This window comes from Chryseolinea sp. T2, assembly GCF_037203685.1.
In the GTDB taxonomy this organism is placed as follows: Bacteria; Bacteroidota; Bacteroidia; order Cytophagales; family Cyclobacteriaceae; genus Chryseolinea.
On sequence record NZ_JBBCAU010000009.1, the window covers coordinates 341,816 to 359,355 of the forward strand.

The 17,540-nt window shown below is 46.4% G+C and carries 9 protein-coding genes and 3 tRNA genes; 6 read left to right on the forward strand and 6 right to left on the reverse strand.

Annotation, left to right across the window (positions count from 1 at the left end):
* Nucleotides 1–5 precede the first annotated feature (5 nt).
* On the reverse strand, nt 6–3,569 hold the full coding sequence (locus WBG78_RS26300) for an Ig-like domain-containing protein (protein WP_337329500.1): 3,564 nt from the start codon (nt 3,567–3,569) through the stop codon (nt 6–8).
* Between the two features lie 720 nt (nt 3,570–4,289).
* Here WBG78_RS26300 and WBG78_RS26305 point away from each other — a divergent pair.
* The 4 genes from WBG78_RS26305 (at nt 4,290) to WBG78_RS26320 (ending at nt 7,450) form a co-directional block, all read left to right on the forward strand.
* Nucleotides 4,290–4,724, forward strand: a complete 435-nt coding sequence (locus tag WBG78_RS26305; RefSeq protein WP_337329501.1) for a PepSY-like domain-containing protein — start codon at nt 4,290–4,292, stop codon at nt 4,722–4,724.
* A 271-nt stretch (nt 4,725–4,995) separates the two neighbouring features.
* Nucleotides 4,996–5,084 (forward strand) — tRNA-Ser (locus tag WBG78_RS26310).
* A 148-nt stretch (nt 5,085–5,232) separates the two neighbouring features.
* A tRNA-Arg gene (locus tag WBG78_RS26315) sits at nt 5,233–5,306 on the forward strand.
* Nucleotides 5,307–6,142: 836 nt separating this feature from the next.
* Nucleotides 6,143–7,450: a hypothetical protein gene (locus WBG78_RS26320; protein WP_337329502.1), complete on the forward strand. Its 1,308-nt coding sequence runs from the start codon at nt 6,143–6,145 to the stop codon at nt 7,448–7,450.
* A 184-nt stretch (nt 7,451–7,634) separates the two neighbouring features.
* On the opposite strand, the gene WBG78_RS26325 is transcribed toward WBG78_RS26320, so the two are convergent.
* Nucleotides 7,635–8,492, reverse strand: a complete 858-nt coding sequence (locus WBG78_RS26325) for a DUF4249 domain-containing protein (protein ID WP_337329503.1) — start codon at nt 8,490–8,492, stop codon at nt 7,635–7,637.
* Nucleotides 8,492–10,945 carry a TonB-dependent receptor gene (locus tag WBG78_RS26330; protein ID WP_337329504.1) on the reverse strand — a complete coding sequence of 818 codons (2,454 nt, stop codon included), beginning with the start codon at nt 10,943–10,945 and terminating at the stop codon, nt 8,492–8,494. The genes WBG78_RS26325 and WBG78_RS26330 overlap by 1 nt, the downstream gene beginning before the upstream one ends.
* A gap of 245 nt (nt 10,946–11,190) precedes the next feature.
* Here WBG78_RS26330 and WBG78_RS26335 point away from each other — a divergent pair, with 245 nt between their 5' ends.
* Both WBG78_RS26335 and WBG78_RS26340 read left to right on the forward strand, forming a co-directional pair.
* The gene (locus tag WBG78_RS26335) at nt 11,191–11,658 is read left to right on the forward strand and encodes a hypothetical protein (protein ID WP_337329505.1); all 468 of its coding nucleotides are present in this window, start codon (nt 11,191–11,193) and stop codon (nt 11,656–11,658) included.
* A 291-nt stretch (nt 11,659–11,949) separates the two neighbouring features.
* The gene (locus WBG78_RS26340; protein WP_337329506.1) at nt 11,950–14,328 is read left to right on the forward strand and encodes a TonB-dependent receptor; all 2,379 of its coding nucleotides are present in this window, start codon (nt 11,950–11,952) and stop codon (nt 14,326–14,328) included.
* Between the two features lie 57 nt (nt 14,329–14,385).
* Here the strand turns inward: WBG78_RS26340 and WBG78_RS26345 are convergent, their stop codons facing one another.
* The 3 genes from WBG78_RS26345 to WBG78_RS30800 all read right to left on the reverse strand — a co-directional run bounded on the left by WBG78_RS26345 (nt 14,386) and on the right by WBG78_RS30800 (nt 17,418).
* Entirely contained in the window at nt 14,386–16,803 is a 2,418-nt protein-coding gene (locus WBG78_RS26345) for an ABC transporter permease (protein WP_337329507.1), read from the reverse strand.
* Between the two features lie 220 nt (nt 16,804–17,023).
* A tRNA-OTHER gene (locus tag WBG78_RS26350) sits at nt 17,024–17,126 on the reverse strand.
* 31 nt (nt 17,127–17,157) lie between these two features.
* Nucleotides 17,158–17,418, reverse strand: coding sequence for a GIY-YIG nuclease family protein (locus WBG78_RS30800; protein WP_443092804.1), 261 nt, complete (start codon nt 17,416–17,418; stop codon nt 17,158–17,160).
* Between the last annotated feature and the right edge of the window lie 122 nt (nt 17,419–17,540).

Here is a 17,540-nt window from a genome sequence, read left to right on the forward strand (position 1 = left end):
CTTCCTTATCTCATCAATGATACCGCGCCTTTATAAGTGCGCTTTGCATAAGATAGGTTAAGATCCACTGTATAGTAGTAGGTGTCGGTGGGCAGGAGTACGCCATTGTAAGTGCCGTCCCATTTCTTTTCAATGCCCCGCGATTCGAAAAGCAGCACGCCACGCTTGTCGTAAACGCGAACGAGTGCATTTTCACACTGCTGCGGATTGGAGAGTGCGAGCACCTGCCATGTTTCATTAACGGTGTCGTCGTTAGGTGAGAACGCAGTTGGAATCCGAAGGTCAATTGTGGTCTCCATGAGAATACTTCTGGTTCTTGTCTCGCTTGGGAGCTGTCCGTCGTGAACGGAGACATAGATGACTTTATCTCCCGGTAATGCCTGGGGAGTTCCTGTTTCATCCTCATTGAGTCGGTAGTGATACTTAATTGATCGGATGGCCTCTTTATATTCTGCCAGCGTAGCATACCCTATCAGTGAAAGTTTACCACTGTCGGCGTCAAAGACTCCGCGTATAGCTGCGGTGCTTGAAAACAGCAACTCATCATAGCCCTTCGTATAGACCTTCTTTTGAATGCCTATTTCGGCGAAGCTGAGGTAGTCATTGTCCACATCTTCAACATCAAATACAGACGTGATGAATATGGATTCAGCTCCAGGTTCATATGAAAGTGGCGTCGTTTCGAATTGCGTAATGACCGGAGCATCATCAACGGGTTTGATAAGAATAGCCAGTCCGTATGGATCGCTCGATTTTCCACCGGCATCTGTTACTTTCACCGACACAATTAGAAATCCATTGAGATTTTTCGCGGGGGTCACAGAAGTACCATTGAACGTATAGCCGGATCCGGTGAGAATATCAAGTTTGAATCCATTTGGATAAACATCGTCGGTGTCTGTGACAAGAAGATCAGCAAGCGCGATCGTTAGTGTTTCATCTTCATTCATCACCAGGCTCTGCTGACCGGTGATTTGGGGCCTTGCACTCGGGGCAACAACGCTAACACTCACCGTAAAGGGTGCACTATTGGCAGTACCGTCGCTTACTGTCACAGGCACCTGAAGCGAACCAAGGAAATTGCTTGCCGGAGTAATAGTGGTGCCGGAAACTGTGTAGTTGGCTCCGCTAAGAACCGTAAGTGTGAAATCTGTTGGAAACGTATTGTCCGGATCGGTGACGATTAGCTTCGTAATTTCAATCGCCAGCGGCGTGTTCTGGGTTACGATAAAAGGATTGGGCGACTGACCTTCTATTATTGGTGCTACGTTCGGAGTGTCGCTTACCCTGACACTGACCTGTGCATTTGTATTCGCACGGCCGTCGCTGAGGGTAATATTCACTTTCAACTCACCCTTAAAGTTTGTATTTGGAGTTACCGTTAGTCCGCTGAAAGTATAATTCGGACCATTATTTACTCTGAAAGTAATATCACCTGGGTCATTGTCCGGGTCTTTAATTACCAGATCGGAAATGCTGATTGTAATTGGAGTGGTCACATAAGTTGTGAGTACCTTTTGTCCCTCAAGAGTTGGAGCATCATTGACCGGCCTTACAGTTATGATTAATTCAAAAACTGGACTGTCATCCTTGCCATCATTAACTACGAGCGGCACTTTAAGCGTGCCGTTGAAATCTTTAGCAGGCACAACGCGATTGCCATCGAGCGTGTAGTTTGAGTTGGTAGCCGGTGGACGTAGTTTTAGCGTAAACCCGCTGGGATAGTTGGGATCGTCTGGATCAACTACAGTGAGCATTCCGAGTGTAACATTCTGTGTCTGGTCTTCATTAATTTCCAGAGTTGATTGTGCAGTAATCGTTGGGGCAACGTTGACCGGTGCATTGACTGTTACATCAAGATTGTATCGCGCACTTTCAGAATGGCCGTCATTTACAGTTACAGGTACTTTCAAGGTACCCGTAAAACCGGCATCTGCAGTGATCGTTGTTCCATTCACAGAATAGTGTTGACCATTGTAAACTGTCAGTGTAAATCCATTAGGATAGGTGTCATCTGGATCTGTGACGAAAAGATTTGCAAGCTGAATGGTGAGGTTACTGCTTGAAGTAACAGAAAGAGGAGTCTGATTCGTAATGACGGGTGCAACGTTCGGAAGAAGAGTCACCAGAATCTTTGCGTCGAACCGGTCGCTTTCTGTCTGTCCGTCGTTGACTGTCACTGGTACGGTAAGCGTCCCAAGGAATAGCAGGTTCGGTGTAATGGTGGTACCGCTGAAGGAGTATCCAACGCCAGGATAAACTTTTAGGGTAAAGTCGTTTGGATACACATTGTCGGGGTCCGTTACCTGAAAGTCCGCCAGTTTTAATGTGATCGAAGTAGCGATGAAGGTGCTAAGCGGAGTTTGTCCTGTGATAACAGGTTTGGTATTTGGTTTCGGCGTAACATCGATAACAACATTGAAGATATCGCTGTCAACTTCTCCGTCGTTGATAGAGACAGGAACACTGATAGGCCCAACGTAGCCTGCCTCCGGCGTGACTGTCCTTCCCGAAAAGGTATAGTGCGCACCAGCGCGGAGCGCCATGGTAAAGCCGGTAGGATAGGGGTCATCGTCAGTTACAGTAAGGTTGCCAAACTCGATTGTTATTGGAGAGTCAGCAACAGTGCTCAGTGCAACCTGTCCGGTGATCTGAGGTTTTTGGTTAACCGGTGTTACATCAATCTTGAGATTGAATACTGCACTTTGAGTAGTTCCGTCGTTTACGCTTACCGGAACCGTTAGCTCGCCAGTGAATGCCGGCGCAGGAGTAACCGTTAGATTATTGACCGTGTAATTAGTTCCAGGTTGCAGCGAAATAGTAAAGTCCTGAGGATAGGTGTTATCCGGATCGGTAACAGTAAGATCTCCGGTTGTTATAGTGATGGCTGTCGCCTGTGGTGTTGTCAACGTAGATTGCCCTGTTATTACGGGAGCAACGTTCAACGGTGCGTTTACTACCACATCGGCATTGAAATCGACGCTTTCATCTTCTCCGTCATCAACTCTTACTCTTACGCTGAGCGTTCCGGTAAATCCTGCGTTTGGCGTTACCGTTGTGCCACTGCGACTATAATTTGCACCACTGAATATTCTTAGAGTGAAATCATCCGGATAGAGATTATCGGGATCAGTTACGGAGAAATCAGCGAGCGTAAGTGTGATCGGTGTTCCGCGTGTTGTAGACAACGACTGAACAGAATTTATTACGGGTTTTACATTAGGGATGTCATTTACCGTAACGATCAAAGTCAATGTATTGCTGTCATCCTCTCCGTCATTGACACGAACCGGTACGTTGAGGCGACCGTGAAAATTTCTCGCGGGTGTGATCTCTTGCCCGTTAACTGTATAGTTAGTACCGGCGTCAATGGACATCGTGAATCCATTCGGATAGTTATCATCAAGATCTACTACTCTAAGCGCAGTGAAGGGAATAGTGATAGGAACATTTTCATTGGTAGATATTGGATCCTGTCCAAGAATTAATGGCCGCACATTTAACTGAGCATAGGTGGCATGAGCAGCCACGGTCAGTACGCACAGTAATAGTAAATTTCTAAAGTGCATAAGTGGGGCAAAGATACGCTTTGTCGCTGATTCACGACTTTCGTCCTGTGAAATCGGCGCGTAAACGTTTTGCGCAACAGCAAATCTTTTGCCTTTTACGGCGGGAAGCTATACGTCACTCAGTTCATCGCACTCCTAATTAGCTGATCACAAGAGTCTTCTCTAATCACGCCTTGAGACGAATTCTCATTTTTGGAATTAAAAAGTGTGGAGGAAATCATCCAGGGTGACGGATTTTTTCACACCGATTATTGTCGATACGTGCTAATATTTATCAGTTGACTCTTTTCGGTGATTCCTGATCGCAACGGTATGGATATGCGCCGCGATGTTTCATTGTGAAACAGTCCGACGTGCCGGCTGTTGAAGCCGTTGCGGTGTTTCTCACAATCTACGATTCGTGATAATAATCATCACGATCTGGCACTTTTATCATTTTCGGAAATCAGTTTATCGACGATTTTTACATAGTAACATAATCGTAAGTCGATCAAACTGAATGCATAACAAGAAAGTCCAAAAATGAGTATCCGCCAGCGCAACAGTTGCGAAGATTTGGTTCGAATGATGCTTGTGACTTTTCAAACTATTCAGAAAAAATCGATAAATTAGGTTTACCTGTCGACGAGTGGTTGTATTAATCGCTGACTTGATCCAGTTCAACCGTTAGGCTACAGGTAAGTTGTTATAAACTTTAAATGGTCACTAGATTTTAATCTTATGAAAACGTTGATCGGAATTGCATTACTCGTGCTGACCACCACGCTGGTCAAAGCACAAGGAGCATTGGCTTCCATTCCAACGCCTGTTATGCAGTCATTTACTGCACTATATCCTAACGTCAAAGACGTCGCATGGAATTACAATGAACCCAACTACGAAGCTCGTTTCAAATTGCGCAACAAAGGGATGATGCTCATGTTTGATGAGTCGGGCTCAGTAAGTGAAATGAAGAACGAGGTGCCTGCCGTTGAACTGCCGGGTACCGTCCGCGATTTTGTGGAAACCAACTACAGAGGATGGGAGATGGTGAAATGTCTGTATGTTGTTGTCAACACGGATCCGTTTCATGAAACGTATCTTAAGAAGGGTAATGAAGAAGTTACCCTTGTGTTTGATCGCAACGGGAGTTTGTTTGTAACTGTTTGGCCTTGAACTAAAGGCCGCGGTTATTCAGTTGTGTAGTTAGTAGATCATAGTCCGTTGTCCTCCGCTCATATCCAGCCAACCCACTTGGTGAGATTACGGCGGTTTTGGAGCCCAGACTTTCCCTTCCCGGGCCTTCCCGGGGAGGGGGCCGCCGGTTCTTCCGGAGTTTGCCCCCCCTCAAGTCCCTTCCAATAAAGTATTTCCCGGTTTTTGCGATAGTTTCAAGGCAACTTTTATATTTGCACTTCCTTTGAAAAAGGGCGGTATTTTACTCGCTGGAGAGGTGGGTGAGTGGCTGAAACCAATAGTTTGCTAAACTGTCGTACGGGTTAAACTGTACCGGGGGTTCGAATCCCCCTCTCTCCGCATATACCTGGTCAAGCCATCCAGGTTAAGATTTTGTAGTTTTGCTCTATGGCGGTCATGATTGACCTGGCCGGTCCTAAGGTAAGGAGGGTTAGTTTCAGCGGTTATAGTCCGCAAGATCATGTATCGGAGTGGTGCCAACGTGAATGGTCCGATAGCTCAACTGGATAGAGCATCAGCCTTCTAAGCTGACGGTTCGGGGTTCGAGTCCCTGTCGGATCACGAAAACTTCATTCAACAAGCCCGAAAGGGCTTTTTTTATTTTATGGCTCCGGTCCACCGACCCGGTCGAACTGGCATTCAGTAATCTTTGGTAAGCGCTTGTTTTTTCCGTTCATTACCGCGGCACATGTTAGCCGTCGAAGACGCTACTCCACAGAAAGCATGAATTTGTTTTTATTATTTGTGCTCGGTGTACGTTACCGGTTTACCTTAACATTGAAGTAATAGTGAATCATGGCCTCGACTTTATCCTCAGAGATACAGTCATTGTTTGAGGATACTGAAACGGAAAAAGTTAGCTAAGACGAAAAATTGATCTAAGATGTCAAGCTAAACTGAGAAAAGATCTCTGGATGTCAATGGATTTTTAGCCACGTACGTTCAGCCGTTTTACATCAAACAAAAAGATCAAGCACGGTCCGGTTATTTAATCAGTGCGCGCGAACGTATCCGATCTTACCGGGCTGGATAGAGAACCAATTGTGTGAATGTTACCCATCGCCATCTGCGCACATACGAGTCAAGTTCATAAGGTAACCACCTTAATTGAGCTCGCCCGCAGAAGCTCACACCGGGCAACGCATGTACCATTAGCGTTGTTAATGCAAAAAATGCACATCAGCCAATGCAACACCCTGATACACAGAGATTGGTTATATCGCGATCACTCAATTGTGCGTTTGTCGCCGTCTGTAGAATAGGGCAAAACCAATTTCAGGCGCCTAAAATTTTACAGCAGACACATCCTTACATAGCTTTTTTTTTAAGTGTACGCCCGGGTTTTTATGAGTATTCATTTGCACTGTATCATTGCCATAGAAACCATTAAAAGAGTTATGAATAAAACACACCTTAGGTTTAGTGCGATGATTTTGGCGGGAGCGCTGCTTGTTAGCTCTTGCGGCAATGATGACGATGTAAAGCCGACACCATCCAACGAGCCTGAATTCCCCACTGAATTTAGCACCAAAACAGTAGAACAAAACAAGGCAAGTCTTGAAGATAATGGCATCGAACTTATAAACGGTGTGAATAATCTGAAGAGCGCCAGTGGTATTAAGACCTCAATTGCATTTGGAAAACACCTTGACGGTGCGGGACTTCCTGCAAGTCTGGGAGGTCGCTTAAATGCAAACCAGGGTATTCGCATTATCAGCTTGCTCAGCTCTTTGGGCTCTGGCAGCTCATCTGCTTCAAAGACACTTACTGGGATGCGCAGTGCAGCCGATGAATTTACCTCATTCCAACAGGAGTTTAACGACGCGGTTGGTATATACACATACAGCAAAGCCAACGATACCTGGACTTACGAGAAGAGCGGCGATAAGATCGTCTTCAAGTTTCCTTCTACAGAAAACGGAACAACGAACAACGCTGAATACTCCATATTCGATTACAAAGGCGTAACTATTGCCAGCGATTTGGGCGGCGCCGATTACACAGGCGATTACCCAACGGCGTTAAAGGCTAACCTTACGGTAGACGGCACAAAGAAAATGGGTTACGAATTCGCAGCCGCGTATAACAAGGACGGCGATCCTGAATCAGCATCCATCGCGATCAGCATCGATCAGTACACGCTTAAGTATAGTGTAGTAAACACAGTAACTGAGGCAAAAGTCGACTACTCACTGACTGAAGGTGATAAGAATTTGCTTTCATTCGGATTGCGTGGCGCAGGTAGCTTCAGTTCAGAAGCTGTTGAAGGAAGCGATGAAGGTATTGACGTAGTAGCAAACGCAAGCGCTTATTTCCAGATTATGAATATCAAATTCTCTGGTGAACTCGACGCTACAAAATTGCGTCAGGCGTTGGAAGCCGCTGAATCAGCACAAGCTAAGGCCGCCGCTTGGAATGCGAACTACAAGTTGTTGGTTTTCTATGCCGACAGCAAGGAGAAGATCGCGGAAAGCGAATTCTACACATTCACGGAGACGGAAGAATATGAGTCTTGTGATTGGATCTGGAATGAAACAACTCAGGATTACGACGTGGTATGCGAGACCGTCACTGAGGATTACGACCGCATGGAAATTCGTATGATCTTCGCAGATGGTACTAAGTCTGATCTGCAGACTTATACTGAAGTAGGTTTCTCTGACCTGCAGACCAAGCTTGAGCAATTCGTCGAAGATCTCGAATAAGTAACTATACGAGCAATAGCATTAAAAGCTGTGCGATTTGTCGCGCAGCTTTTTTGTTTTGGTGGAGTAAATCGTATTGTGCCCGGCCATTATGCGGCGTGGGATTCTATAAAGCGTATCTGCTATTGCGCACGCTCCTAATGGAACATAGGATAGCAAGTCGATAACAGATATTGAAAAAGAGTTAACGCGCTACCGTTTCGTATAGCGTAACACCATAGCCACCCCAAACACCGAGCACATTCTTACCCTGTATGTTCGAGAGCACTTCGTTCCCGGACGAAGCGAACGGATTACCTACGACGTAGAGCTCCCGCTCCATTGTTCTCCAGAAGTCGTAGTGCGCTTTATCCATTGTACAGAACTTTAATTTGATAGTATCACCTTTTGCAAAGTAGAGGTCGTCCTTTATTTCGGAGAAGTTCTCCGGTCCGCGAAAGACAGTGAATGTGAATGACTTTCCGTTGAAGTACTGATCATCGATGGCGGACAAGTACACGGGAAAGAAGCGGGGATCTACATTTTTTCGTTGTGTGAACAGGCGGTAGAAGTTTTGCTCCGCAGCGTTATCGCTTATTTTACCATAAAGGTATCCAAGCGAATCTTTATCAGGTGCAAGCGCAAACCAGAGCTTGTCTAGCTTCCTGGGTTCAGGAATGGTGGTTGTTGCCGTATAGATTTCTCCCTTTAATTCAATCGTCAGGTCATATCGTTTCCCCGCTTTGCCCACAATACTGGTGCCTTCGTAATAAAACGGAGGGAACAGGTTGTTGTCGCGGCGCAGTGTTAACACCTCTTCCTGTTCGCCATCGCTAACCGTAACCTTGGCAGTAGACACCATGAGGTCGCGGATGTTCGCCGAATCGATTTCTTCAAAGTATGCCGCACTGTAGCTTAGTTGTACCCGTGGATACCCATTGCTTTCAATAGCGCCATCGACCACAAGCTTTTTAGTGTACGGAATTGCGTTAAAATCCGACTCCGGAGCGCAGCGGGTGAGGCTTATAATAACTAAAAGTATAAATGCCAGCGACCTCATCATTAGAATTTGATGCGATAGGTGATGGCCGGAATGATAGGAAACAAGGATACTTGTTTGATGCTGGTTTCCAGTTCATAGTTGTCCAGGTTGCCTTTAGTCTCAAAATAAATGTAGTAGGGATTCTTGCGGCTGTACACATTGTATACTGACAATATCCAATACGACTGAAAACGCTCAGACTTCCTCGCGGCATAGGTTACTGACACATCAAGACGATGGTAGGGTGGCATGCGGAAAGCGTTTCGGGCGCCGTACTCATTGATAATATTTCCCTGAATGATGTAGCGCGCCACGGGAAGGTTAAGCGCATTGCCAGTGCCATATACAAATACGCCAGAGAATGTCCAGCGGCGATTGTGTTCGTAGTTCGCCATTAGGGAAAGGTCGTGGAGGCGATCATACTTGGCGTCAAAAGTTTTTCCCTTATTCAGATCGGAAAACGTACGTGTTGTTTTCGACAACGTATAGGATACTTGTCCTGTTAAGCTGCCAGCGGTCTTCTTCACCGAGAGCTCAATTCCGTACGACTTACCTTTCCCAAACACAAAGTTGTCGTCGAAGTTAAGTCCTTTGCTATAGCCAATAATAGTACCCTCGCGGTATTCGAGCTGATGATCCATCGTCTTATAGTATCCAACGACGGATGTTTCGATAGTCTGTTCATTGAAGTTCCGGAAATAGCCCGCTGACCACTGATGCGCTGATTGAGGTTTAATATTCTCGGTACTGGGCACCCACATGTCGAGTGGCAGAGACACTGATGAGAGCGGTGCCATATGCATGTACTGGTGTGTATTGTCATACGATGCTTTGAGAGATGATACGTCGTTCAGGCGATACCGAAGCGAGAGCCGTGGTTCTGCGTTGAAGTAAACGGCAATGGGTTCGTATCGGGCGTACTGTATAGTATCCAGTACCTGGAAGTTGTCGTCTTGAAGATATCGTGTGAAAGGTCCGGCCTGGCTATAACCGGTGAAGCGTATTCCGGCACTGATCTGCAGTGCTTCTGTGATTTCTATTTTGTCATTCACGAATGCCGCGACCTCGTGCGCAAACAGCTGTGCTTTGGGAGCAACTTCCAGGTCCACATCATCACTTGAGGCTGCGAAGTTGTTCGGGCGCAATGTGTGATGCGTATAAACCACGCCCATGCTGATATCATGATCATTGAGCTGCCAGTTGAGCTGATAGGAGAAGCCCTTATCCCGGATATTGGACGCGATATTAAATGCGTAGGTGTTTATTGTTGCGCCGAAATTCATATCGTACAACGAAGTATTGACAACCAACTCGCCGTAAAGATTCTCGTGAAAAGAATGCTGCCACGTTACCGATCCGGATATATTTCTCCAATCCATGTCATTGTCGAATGAGTTGCTCGCCTGATATTTGAAAACATCCTGCCCGAAATATCCGCGAATACGGAGTTGATCTTTTCCGCCTAAAGTAAAATCGAGGTTCGTGTTGATGTCGTAGAAATAATAATTGATGTCCTGTTTGAGAAAACGAAGGTCTCTCAGCGCCTTGGCAAACAGGTCAACGTATGTTCTCCTTGCAGCAACCAGAAATGAGCTTTTGTTTTTCTTAATCGGACCCTCCGCCAATACACTGGCTGCAATAATGCCGATGCTGCCTTCCCCCTTAAATTCTTCAGCGTTGCCTTTCCGGGTGTGAATGTTGGTAACAGAAGAAAGCCTTCCGCCAAGATCCGCGGGTATTCCCCCTTTGTAAAGTTCCATATCCTCAATCGTACTGCCATTGAAAATGGAGAAGAAGCCAAACAAATGACTTGGATTATAGATGGTACTGTTATCCAGTGTCATGAGGTTTTGATCGACAGCACCACCACGCACGTAGAAACCTGTACTCCCTTCACCGGAAGTATGTATGCCGGGCGTAAGCTGAATCATGCGCACCGGGTCGACTTCGCCCAGGAGGTAGGGCATTTTCTCAAGATCGTCCTTGTGGATAACGATCATGCCTGTTTCCGTTTTTGCGAGATTCGCGTCAGCCTTTTCCGCTGTAACGGTAACCTCATTGATTACAACGCTGGCTGGCTTCAGACGTACAGTGTGGGTTGTGTGGACGCCCGCTTCCACAATAGCGGAATCGGAGTCGTAACCTATAAATGAGAACTTAACAGAATAAGTACCCGGCGCCAGTTGGAGCATGTAGTGCCCCCTGACATCGGCGGTTGTTCCCCGCGACAGCTCTTTGATGAAGACTGTTGCTCCTGGCAATGGGGCATTTGACGTGTTGTCCACCACGTAGCCATCCAGAATTGACCCTTGCTGCTGCCCAAGGACTGATCCAAGAGAGATGGTTGTGATTAAGATGGATGCGATTAATCGCAAGCACGAGGGTAACACAAGCAGAGAGATCGTTGCTGTAAAGTTAATATCCGGAGCAGCGACGGGGCCCTGCTTCTGCTTGCAAAAGGCCAAAAACCTCACATGAGGCAGCTAAGAGGTTGAAATGGATTAAATGCTTTATACTGAACCTTTTGGACAGGCTCAATGACGTTCCTGGACGTGTCCTAAAAGAGCATGGGAAAGAGCCCGATATTTCACTCGGCCTCAATAACAAAAGCACACGGTTTTCTTAATTTCTGAAACATCCTTCCTTTGGTTGTTCTCAAAGATTAAATTGTTAAACTGCACCCAGTTGTCATTACTAACGGATTTCAAATACCCTCACTATGTCAAAAAAGATTCTAATCATCGCATTTATGGTTGCCTCGTTCGCTGCAGCAGCGCAAAGCAACAAGGAAGACGTAGATTTTATCCAGTCTATCTACGGCAAAGAGAAGAAAGCAGTGGTCGCACAATTCATTCAGCTTGAAGGCGCGCAAAAGGATGCCTTTTGGAAGCTTTATGATGAGTATGAGGTAAAAAGAAAGGAACTTGGCCATCAGCGTGTTGCCCTGCTGGAGCGTTATGCAAAGAACTATTCGACACTGGATGACGCAACTACTGACAAGATAACAAAAGACATGCTTTCTTTGGGCGCCAAGACCGATAAGCTGATCCACACCTACTATGGTAAAATGAAGAAAGCTTCGACGGTAAAGGCCGCCGCTCAGTTTGTACAGATAGAAGCGTATCTGCTCAGCCAGGTGCGTACGGCTATTTTCGAAAGTATTCCTATTATCGACGAATTGAAGTAATAGCTGAACAGTATAAGCGTTGTATCAACGCCGGGAACAACATGAATGGCGCGTAAAGGCGCCATTTGTGTTATTGGTTGTCAGCGAACCGAATAACTTATGAAATACTGGCTAACCGATCGCGGCTAGTCACTCGTAAATTCATGACCTGTTCAGGTCATGCTGTATACCCTGTATCGGGTAGAGGGCTCACCTCCCAAAGTCATTTATTCAAACTTACTGTGCGATCTTTTGCAATTGCGATTGCCGGAATAGATCATTGCGCACTATTTAAAATTTGTCTAAATAATTATGCGCAGTCTTTACTTGTTGGTGCTTGTATTCCTTACTTCGGTCGGGGTGAGCGCCCAGAATCATGGTTCGGTGGGAGGCACTGTTACAACAGTAGACGGATCTCCGGCCGAATTTGTAAACGTCACCCTAAAGGGGAGTTCAAAAGGTGCTATCGCCGACCGGAAGGGCCGCTTCGTGATTGCCCCGGTTCCTCCAGGAAATTACACGGTGGTAGCCACTTTCGTAGGCCTTGAAACACAGGAACGCGATGTTGAAGTGGTGAGCGGAAAACGTACCACGATAGATTTCACATTAAAAGAGAGTGCACAGCAACTGGATGAGATCATTGTCGCTGAAACACGCGGCGTGTATACGATCAATGAACCATCGTCAAGCTTGCGTCTAACCACGCCGTTGCTCGAGACTCCTCAGAATATTCAGATGGTGACCAGCGATGTTTTGCGTGATCAGCAAGTGATCAGCATGAGTGACGGCGTACTGCGAAACGTAAGCGGTGCTGTTCGTTCTGAACACTGGGGTGACCTCTATACCAATGTATTGTCCCGTGGTGCACAAGTGCAGGCCTTTCGAAATGGTTTCAATGTAGTGAACTCTTATTGGGGACCTCTTACTGAAGACATGAGCTTCGTCGATCATATCGAGTTCGTAAAAGGTCCTGCGGGATTCATGTTGTCCTCCGGCGACCCGAGCGGCCTTTACAATGTGGTGACCAAGAAGCCCACCGGTAAATCACAGGGTGAAGTGGCGTTCACTGTTGGTAGCTTCGATCTTTACCGTACATCGCTTGATCTCGACGGTAAACTCTCTTCAGACGGACGCCTCTTGTACCGCCTGAACATTGCCGGTCAGAATAAAAAATCACACCGACCAAACGAGTATAACGATCGCTACACCATTGCTCCTGTCATCTCTTATCAGCTGGACGACAAGACCAAACTGACATTAGAGTATACCCTGCAACTAGCGAACATGAGTGATGTCGGTTCATACTACGTTTACGACACTCACGGTTTGGGCACTTTGCCAGTAGATTTCACTACGCTTCCCGCTGGTCTTGCTGGAACAAAAATCAAAGACCACAGTCTGTATGTGAACCTGCAACATGATTTTAACGAATCATGGAAGTTAACGGCTCAGGTAGCACGATTTGATTATAGCCAGGACGGCTCTTCGATGTGGCCAATAGCAGTGAATCCTGATAACACGATGATCCGTGGTGTGGGAAGCTGGCAGGCAAAAAGCGAAATGAACATGGCACAGGTGTTTGTCAATGGTGACTTCACCACTGGCATGATTCGCCATAGAGTATTGGCAGGGTTAGATCTGGCGAATAAGTCCTATCTCGCCGATTGGTCGCAGAGTCACGCACTTGATACACTCGGTGGTGAGTTCAGTCTCAGCGCCCCCAACGTCGGCGCGCCGAATGGAGGTTATCCAGCATTCGATTACTCAACGCCGTTATCAGAGCGAGCGGCTGCGGCCGGAAGCTTTCAGGACCAGCGTTACTACGGCGTCTATTTACAGGATGAACTTGGTTTCTTCGAAAACCGTGCTCGCCTGACGATAGCGGGACGTTACACATATATCAAACAATCTTATTACGGGTCGTCTGAAGCCAAACATGTAACACCACGCGTAGGACTTAGCGTAAATATTACTTCGTCAACAACGGCATATGCCTTGTACGATCAGGCATTCACACCTCAGTCAGGTGTATTGTCAAGCGGTAGTAAAGTGCAACCGATCACTGGTAACAACATTGAATTTGGTTTGAAACGGAACTGGGCTGATGGAAGATTCACCTCATCTCTGGCATTTTATCGTATCCTGAAAAACAACGAGTTGACGGCCGATCCTAATGCACCTATGAATTCGGGCCTTAGTGTTGAGCTCGGACAGAAGCGCGCACAGGGAATTGAGTTCGATGTCCGTGGTTCACTGCTGCCTGGTTTGACGGCAACTGCGAATTATGCTTTCACCGATTCGAAGGTGACTAAAGTTACGGAGGGTGTTACTGCAGTCAATGTTGGCGATGTCGTTCCCGGCTTTGCCCGTCATACTGCGAACCTCTGGATTGGCTATTCAATTCAGGAAGGGCTGCTTCGTGGAGTAGGTGCGTCGTTAGGCTATACGATGATGGCAGACCGCGAAACATATTGGGATCCATTGCCAGACCCATCACAGGAACTTCCTACATACAACAAGGTTGATGCGGGCTTGTTCTGGGAAAGCAAGAACATTCGTATTGCCGCCAATGTGTTCAACGTTTTCGATGAGTTCCTGTATAGCGGATCTTACTATGCCTGGCAGAACTTCTACTACACGCAAACCGAAGCTCCGCGCAACTTCCGTCTCAGTGTAAATTACCGCTTCTGATTTTATTGCAACATTCTCAAAGCCACAGGCCTCCGCCTGTGGCTTTTTTATTTTACGCTATTCGCCGTGCCGTAGGGTATCCACTGGGTTGGTCCTTGTCGCCACGAGCGTTCTAAAACTAATTGTTAGTAATGCTATTGTCAGCGCACTGGCACCTGCGACAAGAAAAACGCCGACAGTTATTCCTATCCTGTACTGAAATGCTTCCAGCCACTTATTCATTACGATATAAGCAACCGGGATAGCGATAAGAAATGCTACCAGGATTTGTTTCATGAAAGTTGATGACAACAATATGAAGATCTGTGAAGGGCTTGCGCCGAGAATCTTTCGAATGCCCATCTCTTTCACACGTCGCTGTATGTTGTAGGCCGCCAGTCCCGATAACCCGAGACAAGCAACAAAAATGCTTACTGCCGCACCCATCTGAAAGATCATGCTGGCACGTCGTTCGTTATCATAAAATGTCTGAAGTTGTTCATCAAGAAAATGAAACTCAATTGGAGTTCGCAGGTCGAATTGATTGTGAACCGTAGTGGCAGCCTCAACAGTAGATGTAACATCGCCCGAGAACCTGAGTGTAAAGTAATCGATGCTTTGAACGGGATTGTTCCAGGCACCAATCATCATAGGCTGAATGCGGGCGTGCAATGATTGGAAGTTGAAGTTTTCGAGCACGCCAATAATGGTCACGTTCAGATTGCCATCCGGTGTGCGAAGCGTGACCTGCTTTCCAATGGGATCATTCAATGACAAAGCCTTAGCTGCTTCCTGATTCAACAGAACATGTGTTGAATCTTCTCTGCTTGCCTTTGTGAAGAAACGCCCGTCTGTCAAACGAAAATGGTAGGTATCCAGCATGTCCTCATCGAATCCCATGAAATACATGTTAAGAGAGTCAACGGCATTGTTGGTCTGAGCATAAATTTGTGCAATGTTCTTCCATTCGCCGGGCACGCGTGACGACGTGGCAACGTTTGTTACACCGGGAATTTTCAGGTATTCTGCCTTCATCGTTTCAAACTTCGATCTGACATTAGCGCTATTGATATCCACCACCATCATATTGTCTTTCCGAAAACCAAGGTCCTTCGATTGAATGAAGTTCATTTGCCTTCCCACGACAAGAGTGGAGATAATCATTGTGATGCTGAGTGCGAATTGCGTAACGACAAGAACCTGTCTCAATGTTCCATTCGATCCGGGAGTAACTCCGTTACCCCGGAGAGAAGCAACAGGCTTAAGTCCTGATAGGTACAACGCCGGATAACACCCTGCGACAAGACCAATGGCTGCAGAGACAATGATCAGCGCGGGTAGGTATTCTGTAATGGTTGAAAGACTGATATCGAAGTCGCGGCCGGTGATTTGATTGAAGAACGGGTAGGAGAGATCCATCACACCAATGGAGATGAGCATCGCTGCTTGCGTAATGCACAATGATTCCGTCATGTACTGGAAAATCAGTTGACGCCGTTGAGCACCGGCTACCTTGCGAACACCGATTTCCCGGGCTCTCGATATGGCACGCGTAGTAGTTAAGTTAATGTAATTGACGGAGACGAGCAGCATGAGCAACACACCCATCGACGAGAATATGTAGATGTACGACATGTTTCCATATCGTGTTATCTTATGTTCCTCTTTCACATCATCCGAGTGAAGGTAAATATCAGACAATGGCTGGAGTTGAAGGTTGATATTCTGTTGAGATGCACCAAAGTGTGTTCGCTCAAATGTGCTTAGTTTATTTGTTAGTGATGCGCTGGATATTCTGTCATTCACCACCACATAGGTATACGCAACGATCGGTGTCTTTAAATCGAAGGTCCAGTCATTCAATATCTCTTTCCAGAATGGTTCATTGTATGATGTTGAAACGAGTACGTTGAAGAAGAGGTGGCTGTTTACGGGCGGAGTCTTAAGCACTCCGGTTACTTTAAGAGGTCCAAGGTTTGTTTTTTCAATCATTTGCCCCACTACGTTTGTCTCTCCAAAGTATTGAATGGCGGCGGCCTCACTGATGACAATGGATGAGGGTTGTGTCAGCGCTGTTGATTTGTCGCCATGAAGAAACTCGTAGTCGAATATGTCGAAGATGGTTGAATCGGCCATATACCAATCCCGCTCCATGAAATTCTCACCGTTGATGTTGAAGACAACTTGCCCCATGAACCTGTAAAGCCGGGCCGACTTTTCGATCTCCGGGAATGTTTTTGCCAATTCTGGTCCGACCGGAACGGCGGTTACGTTGTATCGTGCCGGAGATGTTTTGTCGCTGTTGTCAATGGTCATGACTCGGTATGTGCGATCAGCTTTTTCATGGAATTTGTCGAATGATAGCTCGTACGAAACATACTTGAACAGCATGCAGCTGAAGGATATGCCCACGATGAGGCCGGATAGGTTAAGGAGCGTATAACCTTTATTTTTAAACAAGAATCGGATAGCTGACTTGAGGTAGTTGTTTAACACGGTTGTCGGTATTATGGTTGCTGACCGCAATACGATCATCGTGCCATCGCGGAATCAAGCCAGATTGCTGGAAAGTTGATATTGGATGTGTTCAGATTGATACACCGCGGACAGAACTAGCGGACAATATATGCCGGAGGTGCACTACAGGGGGCACAAGGTCAAAGTAAACCTAAACGAAAAAGCCCATCGACGCGAGAGCATCGATGGGCTTAGTAAGTCGGGGCGGCCAGATTCGAACTGACGACATTGGCGCCAAGGCGCCACGATAGAGTTTAAGAAATCCCGTGCCCAATGCCTGCCAAATAACGGCGGGCACCCCGGGATTTTATTTTTCGTTCCCATTGAACAGCTTCACTTCTTGTTGATAGCGACAGTGACCAAACAATTCGCCATGGTATTTCCTCTTTTGATCGAAAGTGTCTCACCGCTATTGTGCTCATTGATTCTGTTTGACAGATTTTGGCACTGCCCGACATAGAAGCCGGAAATAATATCGCTGTAAATGATGTAGACAAAGTATTGCACAATACGGGCATCAGCTGGCCCAATAGTACCAATAACAATTGACCTCAGAACATTGACACTAATGAAAATTAACCTGATGATTGCCATTGAATTGCGGCAGAGCCAACAAAAAATAAGCTCAACTGACGGTTGGATTGAGGAGAAATTCTATCTTTGCGATCCCAAGTTTTGATTGTTCTGGCAAATTGCTGATAATCATAACTTTAAGT